Below are 18,207 nucleotides of genomic sequence, written 5' to 3'. Positions count from 1 at the left end.
ATAAGTGTTCCTGACACAAAGCCCACGGTATGTCGTCCTGATCCATTGGCATAAGTGTTCCTGACACAAAAAAGCCTGTGAACACAGGCTTCATATTTTATTTACAAAAAATCCGTTAAATTATAAAATTCGTTTTAACAAAAAATCGGCTTTTAATCGACGAATGCGCCTCATAATTTTACGCACAGGTGTTGGATAACTGTTTAAAGTATCCACCTGACTGTAGTGATACAGACGCTTCGTATGCTCGAGAATATGAGTTTGTTCTGCTTCAAATTTCTCTTGCCAACAACCTGTTTCATCTTGAAGTAATAAACCATTTTCAAGATCAAGTGACCAAGCTCTAGGATTTAAATTACTGCCAGTGATCAAATGACACCTTCCATCCGCACTCATCCCCTTAAGATGGTAGCTATTGTTCCCCTCTTTCCAAAGGTGGATATTCAGTTGACCATTTTCAATAGCCCATTGCTGACTCTTAGCAAATTTACGTAAGGATTGCTCATACATATAAGGTAAAGCACCAATAGTAGAGAACTCTTCTTCTGGAGGTATATAGAAATCATTAGCCGTTTTATCACCAACAACAATATCCAGACGCTTTCCGTCACGGAGATGCTTGGCCAGGGCGCGGCCTAAAATATTCGGTGGATTAAAATAAGGAGTACAAATAAACAAGGACTCTTTGGACTGCGCGACCATGTCAACAACCAGTTTATTCAACTTATTCTTTTTACGACCAAGTCCAACAACAGGTGTAATACGGTTACCGCTCCGTATTTGTTCAAATTCATAATGCGCTTTACTCAAACGCGCTTTAAAACTACGAATATCGATTTTTTCTGGTAAATGCTCGCACTCTTTTTCTTGAGTAAGTGAACACACAGCATCATCTTCAACCAGGTACGTTTGTACCATCTGACGCATAGAACGAGCCAATTCAACAGATTCAATCACATGATAACGATCAAAACGATATTTTTCATGCTGATGCAGGTAAATGTTATTAATACTTGCCCCACTGTAAATCACCGTATCATCAACCACAAAGCCTTTTAGGTGTAAAACACCCATAAACTCTCGCGACTTGACAGGTACACCCAAAATCTCGATTGGGTGTTTTGCAGCGGCGATAACCTTACGGTACATAAGGTAATTTCCACTATCACCTTTATGCCCTATAAGCCCACGTCGCGCACGATGAAAATCCACTAAGATTTTAACATCTAATGCAGGATTTTCGGCTTTAGCGTCCATCAGAGCTGATAATATTTCTCTGCCAGCTTCATCGTCCTCTAAATAAAGAGTAGAGATATAGATGGCATTTTTCGCTTTTTTAATGCACGCCAATAATTCTATTTTTAGGCATTTAGGGGTTAGCAACCAACGAATAGCATCTGGCTGTATCGGTATTCCACCCAGCTTATTCAGCAAGGCCATCTCCTTAAAAATGCTCGCCATTGCGGAAGTAAGTGCTCGGATCTAATGCCATAAACATGACAGATAGATGTTGTAACTCGGGATAAGCCATCATGATTGCCTCTCTGATCACACTTTCAACCAATTGGTGAGTGTCATGATCTTTCGGGAACCAAAGCACTTCAACTTGCGTTGTACTTAGATCTAACAAGCCATCACGGTAACTCGTACTCGGGATCCAGTCTAATGTGAATCCTTGCTGATCCACATGACAAATCTGTGCAAGCTCATGAAGTAAAGTGCGACTTAAGTCAATAACCACCGCTTCTGGCAGGCCGCGTAAACGAATGTGTGGCATGTCAATCCTTTAAATAAATTATCAAGAGTAGAAATTACCGATTTACACTCGTTTCAGCAAGGTTTTTCTACAAAATACCTCGCTAACATCTTAACTTTCGTACGATTTTAGAACAATAAACATCCACATTAACCAAAACATCAAATTTTGCAAGCAATCACACCATCAAAGACATGACATTGCCACGTTAATGACAACATAAATAGCTTGGATCCAGCGGTAACAGACAAGAGAATATAAAACGTAAAAGATGAGATCCTATAACGAGACTCATTTTTTACGTTAATCGAACGGTTTAAAATAGTGCTTCAGGAATATTCATCACAACGCTATCACCGGCATCCACAAGAGACAGATGATAACGCGCTTTAGGCAGCATTTTAGTGATATAAAAATCACTAAAATATCGCTTCTGCTCGGCAAACTCAACATCCGCTTCACCAGAGGCAATATCTGACATTAATAACCAAAAATAACCATAGAGCACATAACCAAAAGCATCCAAGAAATCTACCGCACTGGCATTAACAAGCGCAGGACTTGTCGTCTTATTGCTATTAATATGCTCAGCTATCGATACTAGATCGCCGAGTAACGTTACCACACTCGCTCTATGGTTTTCATTAACTTGCGTTAATGACATTAATTTCTCAACACACTCATCAACAAATTCAGTTAACGCTGCGACATTATCACCTGTGACTTTACGTCCAAGAAAGTCGATAGCTTGAATGCCATTTGTGCCTTCATAAATTTGAGCGATACGAGTATCGCGCACCAACTGTTCAATGCCTGTTTCACGAATGTAACCATGTCCACCAAATACTTGCTGAGCGGTCACTGCAGCATCAAGCCCTCGATCACTTAAAAAAGCTTTAGCTACTGGCGTCAGTAAGCCCACATAACGTCTTGCCTTAGCTTGAGCATCCCCTTCACCGTATTTAGCGATATCGAGTTGCTGACCTGTTAGCACAGACAATGCACGACCAGCATCAGTTAACACACGAACGTTTAGTAGCATACGGCGCACATCACCATGGACTAATATAGGATCACTGTTTACCCCTGATGGCGAGCTCCCTGCAGCCGTACCTTGCACGCGCTCTTTAGCATAATCAGCGGCCATCTGGTAAGCTGCCTGAGATGTTCCTAGACCTTGGATCCCTATGGCAAGTCGCTCATAGTTCATCATAGTAAACATACAGACTAAACCACGATCAGGCTCTCCAATGAGGTAACCTTCTGCACCATCATAATTCATTACACAGGTTGATGAAGCGTTAAGACCCATCTTATGTTCAATAGAACCGACACTCACTCCATTGAGTTCACCTAGGTTTCCGTTATCACCAACCTTGATTTTTGGCACTAAAAATAGCGAAATAGCATTAGAATCGGGTAACTTTGCCAATACCAGATGGATCACATTTTCAGTCAGATCATGATCGCCACCAGTAATAAAAATTTTACTGCCACTAATGCGATAACTACCATCGTTATTTGGAATGGCTTTCGTTCGAATATTACGTAGATCAGAGCCTGCTTGAGGCTCTGTCATGTCCATCGCACCAGACCATTGACCACTGTACATCATAGGTAAATAGGTATTTTTTAATGCCTCACTTGCATGGGCATGGATACACAGCGCTGCACCGGCAGTTAACGACCCATAAAGCGTAAACGCATTACAGGCGCTGTACGCCATTTCATCCACTAACACACCTAACATTTTCGGCATGCCCATACCACCCAAATCGGGATCACCACAGAAACCAACCCAGCCGCCTTCAGCATACTGACGATAAACATCTTGAAAACCGTCTGGCGTGATCACCTTAGCATCTTGATACACAACTCCTTGTTCATCACCGTTTCTATTAATGGGATGAATAAGTTCACGGCAGATCTTAGCGGCTTCGTCCATGATAGCAACAGCCGTATCAAGATCAACGTTTTCTGCAATTTTGGGTAATGATGCCCACGTTTGAGGTGCATCAAACACCTTGTCTAATAGGAACTTCATTTCCGCTAGCGGAGCTTGATAAGGATTCATGATTATGCCTCAAACATATAATTTAAACAGTTGTTTTAATTTACACCAAAAAATATGATTAGAGGAAGTTTTTTTTACTGATTTGCTAACATATACACTGATGACTCCAACATGAAACATTGAGTATCTGGTAAAGAAATAAAGTACGAGGAATATCGAGTAGGGTGGTGTTACCGCCTCATCCCTCTCACAGAACCGTTCGTACGGACTTCGTATACGGCCCCTGTATTGAACTTCTCGCTATTTTTCACGCTCACACACCAATAGTGCCAAAGCTGGTTACGGTTAGTTGTGTACACCCCACTTCCTATGGCTTACATCAGACTCTTCCGTAAACCAGTAACGCCCTTGCCATTCGGATTATCTTCCCCTTAAGTCGGGGTGATACTGGTTTCTTTCAACCTGTTGGGTTTGCCTGCTTTGCTGGGCAAACAAAAAATGCGCCCTAAGGGCGCAAAGTTAACAGCGGCACATGGAACATTAGGGTCCTGATACACACGAACCATAATAACCCTCAGTCGGTTCATTATCAGTAGTGCCACCACCTGAACGCAAGCCTACATCAGTAAATTCGGTGGGCGATGCAATCGCGACCTCACTCGTCCAATAAAAAGCAACGGTTGCCCAACCATAAGTCGGATACATATCACCTTTATCACTATAAAAAGCCAATAACTCAGCAATGGTTGGTCGTCGCCAGTCACTCTTATTATAAAAATAAATTCTTGCTAAATCCTGACACCATCGGTCAAACTGACCATCAACACCACTAGCCGTAATGCTATCCCCACTCGTTCCACCTATCAACATTTGATCAAAACGTACAAAATCACCAACAGGTCCGTTTAATCCACTTTCACCATGAGCAAAATTATAACTTTTTCCAGAATTAACCGCTGAATCTCCATTAGCCTGCACATAACCTAATGTCGTCATTACCGCAAGACTGGGTGTCCCAGTGAAAAGTCGACTATTTACACTGTCGTCAGCCACTTTTAAGCATGTGCCTATCGCATTACTTATCCCCCTATCATTCACCGTATTACCGCAAACATCGATTCCAGACCAAGCCGTCGCTGCAATGACATCAATCTCTATCGTTTTAACCTCCCCCTCATACGTAGCACTAACCGTGAGCGTAGTAATAGCACCATCCATAGCCACTGTACTAACCAATCCTTGTCTTGAAATCGTCGCCCCCATGTTTCCATTTGAAGCCGTGACAGACCAATCTATGTCTTCATTATTAATTGAATAAGTATTGCCGTCGGTAAAATCCGCTACCGCAGATAGCTGACTGGTGTCCCCTGCTTCAATAGTTGTTGGTGCTGCTGCCAAAGAAAGCGTATTAGCAATAACTAACGCATCAGTCACCACTATCTCAATGCTTTGTGTCTCACCTCCATAGGCACTTGTGCCCACCCCAGTAACCGTTAATGTCGCAGGCCCTGTCATGGTAGATGTTGTAACCTCCCCCTCTGCAGAAATAGAGGCGCCTATCACACCATCTGAAGCCGTCACAGACCAATAGACAATACCATTATCATCGAAATCCGCTGTTGAATAGGTATTTCCATCGGTGAACAACGCCTTAGCAAACACATAACTGGGGAAACCTAGCGCGACTGTACTTGGTATAGCCTCAAGTGAAGCGCTGCCTAAAACGACCTCTTCCTCTGTCACCACAATATTGGTACTGGCTACCTCACCCAAATATGCTCCTACACCAATCGCAGTAACCGTAAGTGTAGCCGGCCCAGACATACTCGATGTTGCCACTAACCCTTCACCTGAAATATTCGCTCCCGTCACGCCATCTGAAGCCGTCACCGACCAATTAACAATACCACTGTCATCTAAATCCTTCGTTGAATAAGTATGCCCACCAGTAAACTTTGCTGTGGCATATACCTGACTATTTATCCCAAGCGCTACCGTACTCGGTATTGCCACAAGTGAACTACTACCTGAAATGATTGTTTCCTCTGTCACCACAACATCAATCGTTGCTGACTCACCTAAAAATGCCCCTCCCCCCGTGGCAGTTACTGTCACTATAGCCGGACCAGTCATACTCGATGTTATCACACGCCCTTCTGCTGAAATGGAAGAACCTATAACACCATTAGAAGCCGTCACTGACCAGTTGACAATACCAGCGTCATCAACATTCTGTGTTGAATAGGTATTTCCATCACTAAACTGCGCTTTAGCATATACTTGACTCGGTAATCCAAGCGTAATAACGCTAGGATTAACTTCAAGAAAACTACTTCCTGAAATGATTGTCTCATCTGTCACTAATATATCTACACTTATCACTTCCCCTTCATACGCACCGATCCCCGTTGCTGTGATCGTGAGCATAGCTGGCTCTGTCATGGCCGATGTTGTAACCAAACCCTCAGCAGAAATATATGCGCCTATCACATCATCTGAAGCCGTCACTGACCAGTTGACAATACCAATATCATTGAAATCCTCAGTAGAATAAATATCACCATTTGTAAACTGCGCTTTAGCATATACCTGACTACTTAACCCAAGTGCAACGACACTCGGTGTCGCTTCAAGAAAACTGTTTCCTGATATTATCGACTCATCTGTCACCAGAAGATTTATACTAGCGGTTTCTCCTTCATATGCACCGACTCCCATTGCTGTGACGGTCAATGTCGCTGGCCCAGTCATGGTCGATGTGGTTACTAGCCCTTCTGATGAAATTTTAGCACCCGTTACAGCATCTGAAGCAGTAATAGACCAAGCAATAATATTGCTATCAATGATATTTTCAGTGGAATAGCTATTTCCATCAGTAAATAGCGCTTTAGCGTATACTTGGCTGCTGAGCCCAAGCGCAATGACACTCGGTGTCGCTTCAAGAAAACTGCTCCCTGAAATAATCGACTCATCTGCCACTATAATTCTTACTGCTATACTCGTTTTCTCTCCTACACTTGCTGTAATATCTGTACTACCAACAGAGAGTGCCGTAGCAATAGCATTATCTAATGCTTCATCATCGGGAATAACAACAGAGACAATATCGGGAACATCAAAAAACCACTCCGCATAACGTGATATATTTAACGTTCTCCCTCCCTCAAATAAACCAATAGAAGTCAGCTCTAATGCAATATTAAGGGGTAAATTGCCTGAGGTTGGTGTTACTGAAATACTCACTAGCTCATGCCCATTAGCACTACAATCTATTGACAGTGATTCGGTACTGGTTAAACATAACGCGTCACAATCGGTACCTGTCTCGCCAGCTTCACAAATACCATTGCCGTTATTATTAGATCCACAATCCAATGAATCAAGGTCATCGTCTGGTTCGCACATCCCGTTACAATCAGTGCCTGTCTCTCCCACTTCACAAATACCGTTACTGTTATTACCCGTATTTGTACAATCAATTGTTCCCTCTTCACCAATAAGGCAAATCCCGTCACCAATGTTTACATTGTTGTTCGCACTATCGCTATCACTGCAACCAATCACAAAAATCATAATAAGTGCCATTAACCATTTATTCATCATAATCAGCTCTTTCTCGTTAAGTTAAGCTCAACTGTCTATTTCGCAGTGTTGAAACCATACGAATATCAGTAACAGGGCAAACTCATCGATCTCACTTTCCACGACGTGACTTAAGTTGCGTGAACGAAATAAACCGTCACTTACTTCATCCTGAGATTTGTGACGGTATTCATTACTTCACTTAACTATGATTTAATTATTGTTCACGATTTAGTTTTACGATATAAAAATGCTACAGAAAACCCAAACTGACAGTTTGGTCGCAAAATAACATTAAACCTCAATGTTATGACACACTGCATTATAGGATCTTAATGGCTTTGTAATAGTCAAGTTTTTCTGTAGAGATTTTAAGCCACTTTTTGTCACTCATTATATTTCTGGTGTGAGGTTTTATAATCTATTGCTGAATGTCTACGTCTATAATTGTAGAACTGCAATGGTCTAATGAAACTGTAGAGATTTATAGCTTAAAATAAACAAAATCTTTAAAGGTGTTTATTATGATCAGAAAAATGAAAAGTCATTGTCAGCCTTTAAACACACTATTAGTCTGACTAAGTATTGGGCTTTACGCTATTTTGCACGCTCACCCACCAATAATGCCTAAACAGGTTACGGTTAATTGTGTACACCTCAGACCCTGCAGTCAGCCAGCAACGTCCTTGCCATTCGGATTATCTTCCCCTTAGTCAGGGTGATACAGGTTTCTTTCAACCTGCTGGGTTTGCCAGCTTCGCTGGGCAAACAAAAAAGGACATTCAATAATGAATATCCTTTTTAAAATCAGTCAAATCTACCACATTAAATCATCAGGGATCACATAATCTGCGTAAGGGTCATCTTCTTCTATGTCTTGATTTTTCTCATCCTTCACCCACAAATAACCACACCACTGAGGGACGAGCATATTCACTCTCTCCACCAATTTATGAGGTACCAAGTAACTTGTTTCTTCGTAACGGACAATACCAAGCTGACCATTTAATAGCTGGCTCTGGAGCTTGTCATCTACATATAATGCAAAAATTTTATTACCAAAATGATAATTAAATTTAACTTCACCGCTGTTTGGCAACTTAATGGCTAAGCGTGTAAATTCAGTCACGAGACCGCGAACTAATCCTTTTTCAGATGCTGCTTCAAAACGCTGTTCATTGAGCGTCTTATCCTTAATCGCTTGTGCTTGCTTCTGCTCTGCTATCTGTTGCTTTAACTCAGCAGAGCCATCATCAACTTTTGCCTTACGATTGCGTCTTTTTTGTGTTTGTGCTTTCTGTACTTTCTGCTTACTGACTAGCCCCGCTTTGAGGAGCTGCTCTTGGAATGGGTTTGCCATCGTTAACTCACTGTTATCGTTTGATGAATTGCCGTTAATGCCGCCAGTGGATCTACAGCTTGCGTTATAGGCCGACCAATCACTAAATAGTCAGCCCCTGCTGCCATCGCTTGTGGTGGTGACATGACTCTGTGCTGATCACCTTTATCGCTCCCCAATGGCCGTATACCTGGTGTGATAAGTTTAAAGGAACCACCCAGTGAGGTTTTGAGTAATGAGGCTTCATGAGCCGAGCACACAACACCATCAAGCCCTGCTCGGTGAGTTAACTTAGCGAGACGTTTAACATGGTCAACAACTGACACATCAATACCAATCAGCTTCAGATCTTCATCACTCATCGATGTTAGCACTGTTACTGCGATCAACAAGGGCGCATCGTCACCATAAGGGAGCAAAGCCCTTTTGGCAGCTTCCATCATCGCAAGCCCACCACTAGCGTGAACATTTGTCATCCACACTCCAAGCTCTGCAGCAGATCTGACGGCTTTAGCCACTGTATTTGGAATATCATGAAACTTAAGGTCCAAAAAAAGATCAAAACCACGATGGTGGATCTCTTTGACAAGTTGTGGACCAAATAACGTAAACATTTCCTTGCCCACTTTTAAGCGGCACATATCAGGATCAAGCTTATCAACTAATTGCAAAGCAGCATGTTTATTATCAAAATCTAAGGCGACTAAAATCGGTTTGTTACTCATTATTTCTCCATTTGCTTTGCGGTATACACTATTTTTTGCACTAATTAAGCACTACTCACCGTCCAAGCCGCGAATACGTTTAATGCTCCCCCAGTTTTTGCATGAGGGGCAATGCCAATAGAGACTATGGGAAGGGAAACCACATTCACTGCATCGATATCCGGGACGGTACTTTATTTGCTGTTCAACCAATTTTTCTAACATGCTGAGACTTTCTTTGGCTTGGCCCTCTTCGGCTTGCTGGACATGCATCTGCATTAGATGCTGAAAACTTTTCATCGTTGGGTGACGATACAAACCATCCAAAATCAGCTTTTCAGCTTCATCACTTTCACCCTGCTCAATAAGATTATGCGCTAAATTAACCGCGACACTTGCACCAGCACCTTCTGCCAGAGCTTGTCGTAAAAAGTCACAATAGCCAATGAGATCACCGCGTTCAGTGAAAGCTTGCTTAGCCGTAGGCAACGCATCTGGGACCAGTTCAATATCAGCATCCAATAATTTAATCAACATGTCATGACACTTAGCCAGTTCACCCAGCGCTAGATATTGATCCGCTAACGTCAGTATTGCCCTACCACAATCTGGGGCCTGTTTAATGGCTGACAGTAGCATTTTCACTTGATCTCGGCTCTTTGTTTCCTCACCTGCAAGTTCACAATAAAAATGTGCCGTATTATGGCGTAAAACCTGCTGACGCTTGCGTTTAAGGCTGTTAATTATATTGATCGCTTTTTGCCATTCTTTCGTCACTTGATAAATATCGATGAGATGATCTTCAGCCATTTCACTGTGATCATTTTGCTTCACAAGATTCAAAAATATTTCTTCAGCACGATCATAAAAACCTGCAGCTTGGTAATCTTTGCCTAACTCCATCATGGCAATATCACGTTGTTCATTGCCTAAACTGGGTCTAGCAATGAGATTTTGATGAATACGAATAGAGCGGTCAACTTCTCCTCTTTTTCGAAAAAGTGATCCCAATGAAAGGTGAGTGTCTATGGTCTCATCATCGACATCAAGCATAGAAATAAATAGATCAACTGCTTTATCTGATTCATTTGAAAGAAGAAAGTTTAAACCCGTAAAGTAATCTCGGCTTAACTTTTTATGCTCATTACCCTGCTTATGTCTGACACTTCTACGGCCCATGTACCACCCGTAACCTGCTGCTATGGGAAGCAACAGAAACAATATCTCTAGCATACTAGACGTCTATTTCCGGCACTAAGCTACTGTCTTTTTTATTTTCAAGACGTTGATTTTTTTTATTGGCGGTATGTAGCATAAGCTTTAGTTTTCCGATGTGGTACATGGCAAACATCCAGCTAATGAGAAATCCAACGAGAAAGACCACCGCTAACACAATAGGTAATCTAAATTCTCCTTGAGCGATAAAATAGCTAATGGTCACCACTTGCTCATTACGAGCACCAAATATGAGCGCTAAAAAGAAGAATAGTGCCACTAACACTGTGATGATAAAAGACTTCACGTTACACTCCAGACTAGGATTGATATGACTTGATTATCCAAGAATTTGACTCAAGATACCACTCATACCTAACGAATTAGGCATAAAAAAGCCTCCTTAGAGGAGGCTTTTAAAACAATGTTGATTAAACGTTTATCATGTCGACACGTTCACGCAGTTCTTTGCCTGGCTTAAAGTGCGGTACATATTTGCCATCCAATTCAACTGAGGTACCAGTTTTTGGATTACGGCCAGTACGTGGTGCACGAAAATGGAGAGAAAAACTACCAAAACCACGGATCTCTATTCGATCACCGCCTTCTAATGTTTGAGTCATTTGCTCTAACATCTCTTTGATAGTACTTTCCACTTCTTTAGCCGACAGCTGAGACTGCCTCATGGCAAGTTTTTCGATCAGTTCGGATTTGGTCATCCTATACCCTCTATTATCAAGCCTAACACTGTCACCTATCAGGGGCTAAGCCCCTGAAATTAAGGCAAATTACTTACGAGCCGCTTTGAATGCTTCAGCCATAGCTGAGCTCATCACGTCATCTTCTTGCTTATGGTTCAAGCTGTCCATTGCTTCTTTTTCATCAGCTTCATCTTTCGCTTTAATAGAAAGACTAATTGTACGGTTCTTACGGTCAACGCCCATGAATTTAGATTCAACGGCTTGGCCTACAGAATAAACGGTAGATGCATCTTCGATACGCTCACGAGAGATATCAGATACACGTAAGTAACCTTCAACCGTTTCAGCTAATTCAATAGTAACACCTTTAGCGTCAACAGCTGTTACTGTACCATTTACAATAGCACCTTTCTTCTTATCTGCAAGATATGCATTGAATGGATCGTCTTCAGTTTGCTTAACACCTAAACTAATACGCTCACGTTCAGGATCAACAGACAGGACAACAGCGTTGATTTCATCACCTTTCTTGTAATCAGATACAGCTTCTTCGCCTGTACCATTCCAAGAAATATCAGAAAGATGTACTAAACCATCAATACCACCGTCAAGACCGATGAAGATACCGAAGTCAGTGATTGACTTGATCTTACCCGTCACTTTATCGCCTTTAGCAAAACGATCTGCAAAGTCATCCCACGGGTTAACTTTACACTGCTTAAGACCTAAAGAAATACGACGACGCTCTTCATCGATGTCAAGTACTAACACTTCAACTTCATCACCTAAGTTAACCACTTTAGATGGGTGAATGTTCTTGTTAGTCCAATCCATTTCAGACACGTGGACCAAACCTTCAACGCCTTCTTCAATTTCAACGAAACAACCATAGTCAGTTAGGTTAGTAACACGACCGGTTAAACGTGTATTTTCAGGGTAGCGCTTGCTGATTTCTAACCATGGATCTTCGCCTAGTTGCTTAAGACCAAGTGACACACGAGTGCGTTCACGATCATACTTAAGTACTTTAACGTTGATTTCATCACCAACATTGACAATTTCAGATGGATGCTTAACACGCTTCCACGCCATATCAGTGATATGCAGTAGGCCGTCAACGCCACCTAGGTCTACGAATGCACCGTAGTCAGTAAGGTTCTTAACGATACCCTTAACTGCTTGACCTTCTTGTAGGTTCTCAAGAAGAGCATCACGCTCTGCACTGCTTTCAGATTCGATAACAGCACGACGAGAAACAACAACGTTGTTACGCTTCTGGTCTAGCTTGATAACTTTAAATTCTAGATCTTTGTTTTCTAGGTGAGCAGTGTCACGTACTGGACGAACGTCAACTAGAGAACCTGGTAGGAATGCACGAATACCATTTAATTCAACAGTAAAACCGCCTTTAACCTTGCCATTGATGATACCAATCACCGTTTCAGCTTCTTCGTACGCTTTTTCTAGAACGATCCAAGCTTCGTGACGCTTAGCTTTTTCGCGAGATAATTGAGTCTCACCGAAGCCATCCTCAACAGAGTCAAGCGCTACGTCAACAGAATCACCAACAGCGATTTCAAGTTCGCCTTGAGCATTTTTGAATTGCTCAGCTGGGATTGGGCTTTCAGACTTAAGACCTGCATCAACCAGTACCATACCGTTTTTAATCGATACAACGACACCAGTGACGATAGAACCAGGGCGGAACTCAAGTTCATTTAGGGATTGTTCAAATAGATCAGCAAAAGATTCAGTCATGTTTTTAGTTACTTACTTTAATAAACCACGCACCATCCTGGCCGTGGAGTTCAGTAAAATTATTCGCTTCATCCATGATACGAATAGGTAAAGCGCCAGCTAACATTAGCCCACGCTCGATAAATTAGTTTGTATATGTGCTAATATAAGATCGAGCACTTCTTCTATTCCAATTTCAGAGGTATCAATCACTAATGCATCGTCAGCAGCCATCAAAGGAGCAACACTGCGATTCATATCACGATCATCACGCTCTTTTATCTCAGATAATATCTTTTCAATATTAACATCGAAGCCCTTGTCTCGCAACTGATTATAACGCCTTTGCGCCCTTTCTTCAGCCGATGCAATTAAATAAATTTTTGTCTGCGCTTTAGGAAAGACAACGGTGCCCATATCTCGACCGTCTGCGATTAAGCCTGGCGTTTCATTAAACGCACGCTGACGACGCAACAAGGCTTCTCTAACTCTAGGAAAAGCCGCCACTTTTGATGCAGCATTAGAGCACTCTTGGGTACGGATATCATTTGATACATCTTCACCTTCAAGCACCACTTTAATGCCGTTACTTCCCGTCCCCGTCATAAACCTTACGTCTAAATGCGCAGCAAGTAAGGTAAGAGAATTTTCATTATCGACGGCCACATTATGATGAATAGCTGCCAACGCTAACACACGGTATATCGCACCACTGTCTAATAATTTCCAACCTAAACGTTCAGCTAACAATTGACTTATTGTACCTTTCCCAACACCGCTTGGGCCATCAATTGTGACAACAGGAGCCAGTTCTGACATAAGTTTCTCCACAGTAAAATCTGTCTTCCCTAAGATTTTTTAAATGAGTTCAGTACCGATCTCGGCAACAACACTCTACCCGAAAAATCAGCGCGCGTATTGTAAACTATCTGGTAACAGAAAGCGGCAAATATTTGCACTAAAATTGAATAAGCTGTTATAAATCAAATAAAAACAGGTGTTTCAAACAAGATCTACTTAATCTGAAACAAGATCACTGTCAGGCTGACGTCGCATAACAACAGGTTTTAGCAAGCCAATGCGTTAAACTGTTCAAAATAGTCTGGAAATGTTTTGGAAGTGCAATCAGGATCATTGATCGTAATACCACAATCGGCAAAGGCTAGCATAGAAAAACACATGGCCATTCTATGATCGTTATAAGTATCAATAGCGGCAGTATTGAGCACCTTTGGTGGTGTGACACTAATGTAATCGTGCCCTTCATCAACAATCGCACCCACTTTACGTAATTCTGTTGCCATCGCTGCGAGCCTATCGGTCTCTTTAATACGCCAGTTATAAATATTACGAATATGGGTGGTCCCGGTTGCAAACAACGCCGTGGTTGCGATAGTCATTGCTGCATCAGGAATATGATTCATGTCCATATCCACCGCATGTAATTTTGATACCCGTGAGATAATATAATCATCGCCCCACTCAATATCAGCGCCCATCTTTTCCAGTACATCAGCAAATTTGACATCACCTTGGATACTTAATCGACCAACACCAGTGACTTTAACCTCGCCGCCTTTAATCGCAGCTGCAGCGAGAAAATAAGACGCTGATGAAGCATCACCCTCTACCAATATTTTGCCCGGCGAGACATAAGTTTGGCCAGCTTTGATTTCAAAACGTCCATAATCGTGGTTAATCACTGTAACACCAAACTGAGCCATTAACGCAATCGTGATATCAATATAAGGTTTAGAGACCAACTCGCCTCTAATCTTGATATTCACATCACCTTTAGCCAGCGGCGATACCATCAGTAATGCCGTGAGGAACTGACTGGAAAGGTCGCCTGCTATTTCGACATCGCCAGCATTAAGGCCAGTTGCCTTAATTGTTAGCGGTGGAAAACCCTCATTTTTCAAATAGACTATATCCGCGCCTAACTGCCTTAACGCATCAACAAGATCGCCAATTGGGCGTTCCTCCATACGAGGTTCTCCCGTCAAAGTGAATTGGCCTTTTCCTAAGGTTAAGGCTGCACACAAGGGGCGCATAGCCGTCCCCGCATTGCCTAAAAATAAGTCTTGTGCTGCCTCTGAATTAAGCGCAGTACCTAGCCCCTCTAACTCACAAACGGTCTTGTCATCAGACAGACTGTAATTCACTCCCAATTGTTTCAATGACGTTAACATATAGCGAATATCATCTGAATCCAATAAATTGGTAAGTGTCGTGGTCCCTTTCGCTAACGTAGCAAGTAAGAGTGCACGGTTGGAGATGCTCTTAGAACCAGGGATGTTAATCGTTCCCTGTACTTGATTGATGGTCTCGAGACGTAGCTGCTTCATTGAATAACTTCTTTTTTATCGCGGGACAAACAACCCACAGGTTAGCAATAGATGTTCATGGTAAACAGACTGTTTAGCACCATCACGACAAAATGGTGTGCTGTTTAATCGGAGTTTGCACTTCGTGGTACTAAATTTACTGATTGAGCGCCACTATTCAACTCTTTTTTGTGTTTTTAGGCTTTTTTATCCTAAAACGGGACTTTTACTCCTCTATATTTACACTGACCAACCCTGATTGAATAAAATTGATCACATTTCAGAAAAGATGAATGGAATAACGTCAGGTAAATAATTCGATCAATTATAGCGTTCTACTATTACTGAACAATGATTTTACGTTACTCTACCATTATTGATTCAATGACTAATTTAAGGCTAATGAAGCTATGTTTGATACTCTCACCGCAATGCCAGCTGATCCTATTCTAGGCTTAATGACAAAATACCGTGACGATCCCCGTGCTTATAAGATTGATTTAGGCGTAGGCGTTTATAAAGATGAGATCGGTCATACCCCTATTTTGACCTGTGTAAAAAAAGCTGAACAACACCGTATCGACACTGAAACAACGAAGGTTTATATCGGTCCAACAGGCTCTGCCGATTTTAATTTATTACTCACTCAACTGGCTTTTGGCCACGATAACCCCGCGTTACTTGCTAATCGCATCCGCACCGTGTCAACACCGGGTGGTACAGGGGCCTTACGTGTGGCTGCAGATTTTATTCAACGTGCCAGCACTCGCACCTCAAGTGGTCAAGCCGTCATTTGGGTCAGCGATCCCACTTGGGCCAACCATACAGGGTTATTTGAAGCCGCCGGCATTATAGTGAAAACCTATCCTTATTATGACTACGACAGTAAAAGTCTTAAGTTTGATGAGATGAAAGCCGCACTCACCAAAGTAGGGCCTGATGATGTCGTACTTTTGCACGCTTGCTGTCATAATCCGAGCGGCATGGATCTTAGTACCGATCAATGGGACCAAATCGTCGAACTCACTAAAGATCAAGGCTTCACTCCGCTTATTGATATGGCGTACCAAGGTTTTGGTGACGGGATTAATGAAGATGCTTATGGTGTCCGTAAAATGGCCGCAGCCGTCGATACAATGATCCTCTGCAGTTCTTGCTCTAAAAACTTCGGCTTATATCGTGAACGCATCGGAGCCTGTTCTATCATGGGCAAAGATAGCGCATCAGTAAATGTGGCGTTTTCAGTGCTCCTCTACGTTGTACGTTGTCTCTACTCAATGCCACCGGCCCATGGCGCCGCCATTGTCGAAACCATTTTAGGCTCACCAGAACTCAAACAAGAATGGTTAGATGAATTGAAAGTCATGCGAGATAGGATCAATGGCAACCGAATCATGTTAGTCAATAAATTAACAGAAAAAGGCGCACCAGGTAACTTCGACTTTATCGTGCAGCAAAAAGGCATGTTTTCCTTCTTAGGGGTCAATCAAGAACAAGTGGCGTTACTGCAACAAAATAATGGAATTTATATGGTCGACTCTAGCCGTATTAGCATCGCAGGCATTGGATTGACCAATGTTGACCACCTAGCTGAATCAATCGCGAATGTATTATAAACCGATGATCTCGGAGTAGTTCCGACCAACGAATGCCTAGCAATCATCCACGGCTAGGCATTCATTAAACATTCGCTATTGTTTTGCTTGAGCAAACTGCGCCATAAATTCAATCAACTTCTCTACTCCAGCAAGCGGCATAGCATTGTAAATACTGGCACGCATACCACCGACACTGCGGTGGCCTTTTAACGCCACGAGTCCCGCCGTCATCGCATCAAACAAGAATTCACTATTAAGCGCTTCGTCTGTTAAATAAAACGTCACATTCATCACTGAGCGATGTTGTACCGCAACCGTATTTGAATAAAAGGCGCTGCCGTCGATAAAGTCGTATAACACGCTCGCTTTCTCTACGTTCGCCTGAGCTATCGCCTTTACGCCGCCCACAGATTTAAGCCAAGCAAAGACCTCAGCAGCAAGGTACCAAGAAAAGGTAGGCGGAGTGTTATACATAGATCCGTGTTTGACCGCTAATTTATAGTCCATAATTGAGGACTGAGGTAGACTTGGCATACTCAGCATATCATCACGCACAATGACAATACTCAAACCCGATGGACCAATATTTTTTTGAGCGCCCGCATAGATCAATCCATACTGACTCACATCTATCTCTCTAGAGAGTATATTAGAAGACATATCGGCAACAATCGGCCAAGGACTCTCAATATCATCAAAAATTTCGATACCTTCTACTGTCTCATTGGGACAATAATGCACATAGCGATATTCATCGCTCTTACCTAATAGAGGAGGAACCACAACAGTATTGATATTGTTATCATTTTTAACAATATCAATCCTATCTATTTGCGCATGACTGGTCAAGTTAACGGCTTCTTCAGCTGCAGCTTTCGACCAGCTACCTGAGACAAGATAGAGGGCTTTCCCGTTATTACCAAGAAAATTATTCACAACAGCAGAAAACTGCCCTCTACCACCACCATGCATAAATAGTAGATGATAGTTAGCGGGGATCGACATCAATTCACGCAAATCAACTTCAGCTTGTTCAGTTAAAGCAATAAACTCTTTACTGCGATGACTTATCTCCATCACAGAGGTTCCTAAACCATTCCAATCAAGCAGTTCGCTCTGTGCTTTTTGCATGACAGCTTGGGGTAACATTGCAGGGCCTGCACAAAAATTGTATGTCGCGCTCACTTTTTTCTCCTTTTAAATTAAGTCATAGGCATATTGTCATAGGATTAGA

At 42.2% G+C, this 18,207-nt stretch carries 15 protein-coding genes; 2 read left to right on the top strand and 13 right to left on the bottom strand.

Translation table 11 applies throughout. The features are described from left to right. Positions 1 to 120 precede the first annotated feature (120 nt). The 4 genes from pssA to HQQ94_RS12125 all read right to left on the bottom strand — a co-directional run bounded on the left by pssA (position 121) and on the right by HQQ94_RS12125 (position 7,373). Positions 121 to 1,434: a CDP-diacylglycerol--serine O-phosphatidyltransferase gene (pssA, locus tag HQQ94_RS12140; RefSeq protein ID WP_173294673.1), complete on the bottom strand. Its 1,314-nt coding sequence runs from the start codon at positions 1,432 to 1,434 to the stop codon at positions 121 to 123. 10 nt (positions 1,435 to 1,444) lie between these two features. Next, positions 1,445 to 1,777, bottom strand: a complete 333-nt coding sequence (locus HQQ94_RS12135; RefSeq protein WP_173294672.1) for a DUF1904 family protein — start codon at positions 1,775 to 1,777, stop codon at positions 1,445 to 1,447. A 295-nt stretch (positions 1,778 to 2,072) separates the two neighbouring features. After that, positions 2,073 to 3,830 (bottom strand): acyl-CoA dehydrogenase, encoded by a 1,758-nt coding sequence (locus HQQ94_RS12130; RefSeq protein ID WP_173294671.1) that lies wholly within the window; start codon positions 3,828 to 3,830, stop codon positions 2,073 to 2,075. Between the two features lie 480 nt (positions 3,831 to 4,310). After that, positions 4,311 to 7,373, bottom strand: coding sequence for a hypothetical protein (locus HQQ94_RS12125; protein ID WP_173294670.1), 3,063 nt, complete (start codon positions 7,371 to 7,373; stop codon positions 4,311 to 4,313). Between the two features lie 627 nt (positions 7,374 to 8,000). On the opposite strand from HQQ94_RS12125, the gene HQQ94_RS12120 reads away from it, so the two are divergent. Further along, positions 8,001 to 8,141, top strand: coding sequence for a hypothetical protein (locus HQQ94_RS12120; RefSeq protein WP_173294669.1), 141 nt, complete (start codon positions 8,001 to 8,003; stop codon positions 8,139 to 8,141). 28 nt (positions 8,142 to 8,169) lie between these two features. On the opposite strand, the gene HQQ94_RS12115 is transcribed toward HQQ94_RS12120, so the two are convergent. The 8 genes from HQQ94_RS12115 to aroA form a co-directional block, all read right to left on the bottom strand. Then, the gene (locus HQQ94_RS12115; protein ID WP_173294668.1) at positions 8,170 to 8,712 is read right to left on the bottom strand and encodes a DUF2058 domain-containing protein; all 543 of its coding nucleotides are present in this window, start codon (positions 8,710 to 8,712) and stop codon (positions 8,170 to 8,172) included. A gap of 2 nt (positions 8,713 to 8,714) precedes the next feature. Beyond that, entirely contained in the window at positions 8,715 to 9,416 is a 702-nt protein-coding gene (gene pyrF, locus HQQ94_RS12110; RefSeq protein ID WP_173294667.1) for an orotidine-5'-phosphate decarboxylase, read from the bottom strand. 51 nt (positions 9,417 to 9,467) lie between these two features. Continuing rightward, positions 9,468 to 10,628, bottom strand: a complete 1,161-nt coding sequence (gene lapB, locus HQQ94_RS12105; protein ID WP_173294666.1) for a lipopolysaccharide assembly protein LapB — start codon at positions 10,626 to 10,628, stop codon at positions 9,468 to 9,470. A 1-nt stretch (position 10,629) separates the two neighbouring features. Continuing rightward, positions 10,630 to 10,917 carry a LapA family protein gene (locus HQQ94_RS12100; protein ID WP_173294665.1) on the bottom strand — a complete coding sequence of 96 codons (288 nt, stop codon included), beginning with the start codon at positions 10,915 to 10,917 and terminating at the stop codon, positions 10,630 to 10,632. Between the two features lie 124 nt (positions 10,918 to 11,041). Continuing rightward, a complete protein-coding gene (ihfB, locus tag HQQ94_RS12095) occupies positions 11,042 to 11,329 on the bottom strand; it encodes an integration host factor subunit beta (RefSeq protein WP_173294664.1) in 288 nt (95 codons plus the stop codon). A 69-nt stretch (positions 11,330 to 11,398) separates the two neighbouring features. After that, positions 11,399 to 13,069 carry a 30S ribosomal protein S1 gene (gene rpsA / locus HQQ94_RS12090; RefSeq protein ID WP_173294663.1) on the bottom strand — a complete coding sequence of 557 codons (1,671 nt, stop codon included), beginning with the start codon at positions 13,067 to 13,069 and terminating at the stop codon, positions 11,399 to 11,401. A 105-nt stretch (positions 13,070 to 13,174) separates the two neighbouring features. Further along, complete coding sequence (cmk, locus tag HQQ94_RS12085) at positions 13,175 to 13,867, bottom strand: (d)CMP kinase (protein ID WP_173294662.1); 693 nt, start codon at positions 13,865 to 13,867, stop codon at positions 13,175 to 13,177. A 248-nt stretch (positions 13,868 to 14,115) separates the two neighbouring features. Continuing rightward, positions 14,116 to 15,396: a 3-phosphoshikimate 1-carboxyvinyltransferase gene (gene aroA / locus HQQ94_RS12080; RefSeq protein ID WP_173294661.1), complete on the bottom strand. Its 1,281-nt coding sequence runs from the start codon at positions 15,394 to 15,396 to the stop codon at positions 14,116 to 14,118. Between the two features lie 389 nt (positions 15,397 to 15,785). On the opposite strand from aroA, the gene HQQ94_RS12075 reads away from it, so the two are divergent. Further along, positions 15,786 to 16,991: an amino acid aminotransferase gene (locus tag HQQ94_RS12075; protein WP_173294660.1), complete on the top strand. Its 1,206-nt coding sequence runs from the start codon at positions 15,786 to 15,788 to the stop codon at positions 16,989 to 16,991. Between the two features lie 75 nt (positions 16,992 to 17,066). Here the strand turns inward: HQQ94_RS12075 and serC are convergent, their stop codons facing one another. Further along, complete coding sequence (gene serC / locus HQQ94_RS12070; RefSeq protein WP_173294659.1) at positions 17,067 to 18,158, bottom strand: 3-phosphoserine/phosphohydroxythreonine transaminase; 1,092 nt, start codon at positions 18,156 to 18,158, stop codon at positions 17,067 to 17,069. Positions 18,159 to 18,207 lie beyond the last annotated feature (49 nt).

The sequence above is a fragment of the Shewanella sp. VB17 genome, from assembly GCF_013248905.1.
Classification (GTDB): domain Bacteria; phylum Pseudomonadota; class Gammaproteobacteria; order Enterobacterales; family Shewanellaceae; genus Shewanella.
The sequence above is the reverse complement of the archived record's forward strand: the minus strand, read 5'-3'. Positions and strand labels throughout refer to the sequence as shown.

Bases quoted from the DNA above. Each gene is read 5' to 3' on its own strand.
- cmk (WP_173294662.1), bottom strand. From the start codon at position 13,867: ATGTCAGAACTGGCTCCTGTTGTCACAATTGATGGCCCAAGCGGTGTT.
- ihfB (WP_173294664.1), bottom strand. From the start codon at position 11,329: ATGACCAAATCCGAACTGATCGAAAAACTTGCCATGAGGCAGTCTCAG.
- HQQ94_RS12125 (WP_173294670.1), bottom strand. From the start codon at position 7,373: ATGATGAATAAATGGTTAATGGCACTTATTATGATTTTTGTGATTGGT.
- HQQ94_RS12130 (WP_173294671.1), bottom strand. From the start codon at position 3,830: ATGAATCCTTATCAAGCTCCGCTAGCGGAAATGAAGTTCCTATTAGAC.
- HQQ94_RS12075 (WP_173294660.1), top strand. From the start codon at position 15,786: ATGTTTGATACTCTCACCGCAATGCCAGCTGATCCTATTCTAGGCTTA.
- HQQ94_RS12115 (WP_173294668.1), bottom strand. From the start codon at position 8,712: ATGGCAAACCCATTCCAAGAGCAGCTCCTCAAAGCGGGGCTAGTCAGT.
- HQQ94_RS12135 (WP_173294672.1), bottom strand. From the start codon at position 1,777: ATGCCACACATTCGTTTACGCGGCCTGCCAGAAGCGGTGGTTATTGAC.
- aroA (WP_173294661.1), bottom strand. From the start codon at position 15,396: ATGAAGCAGCTACGTCTCGAGACCATCAATCAAGTACAGGGAACGATT.
- pyrF (WP_173294667.1), bottom strand. From the start codon at position 9,416: ATGAGTAACAAACCGATTTTAGTCGCCTTAGATTTTGATAATAAACAT.
- rpsA (WP_173294663.1), bottom strand. From the start codon at position 13,069: ATGACTGAATCTTTTGCTGATCTATTTGAACAATCCCTAAATGAACTT.
- lapB (WP_173294666.1), bottom strand. From the start codon at position 10,628: ATGCTAGAGATATTGTTTCTGTTGCTTCCCATAGCAGCAGGTTACGGG.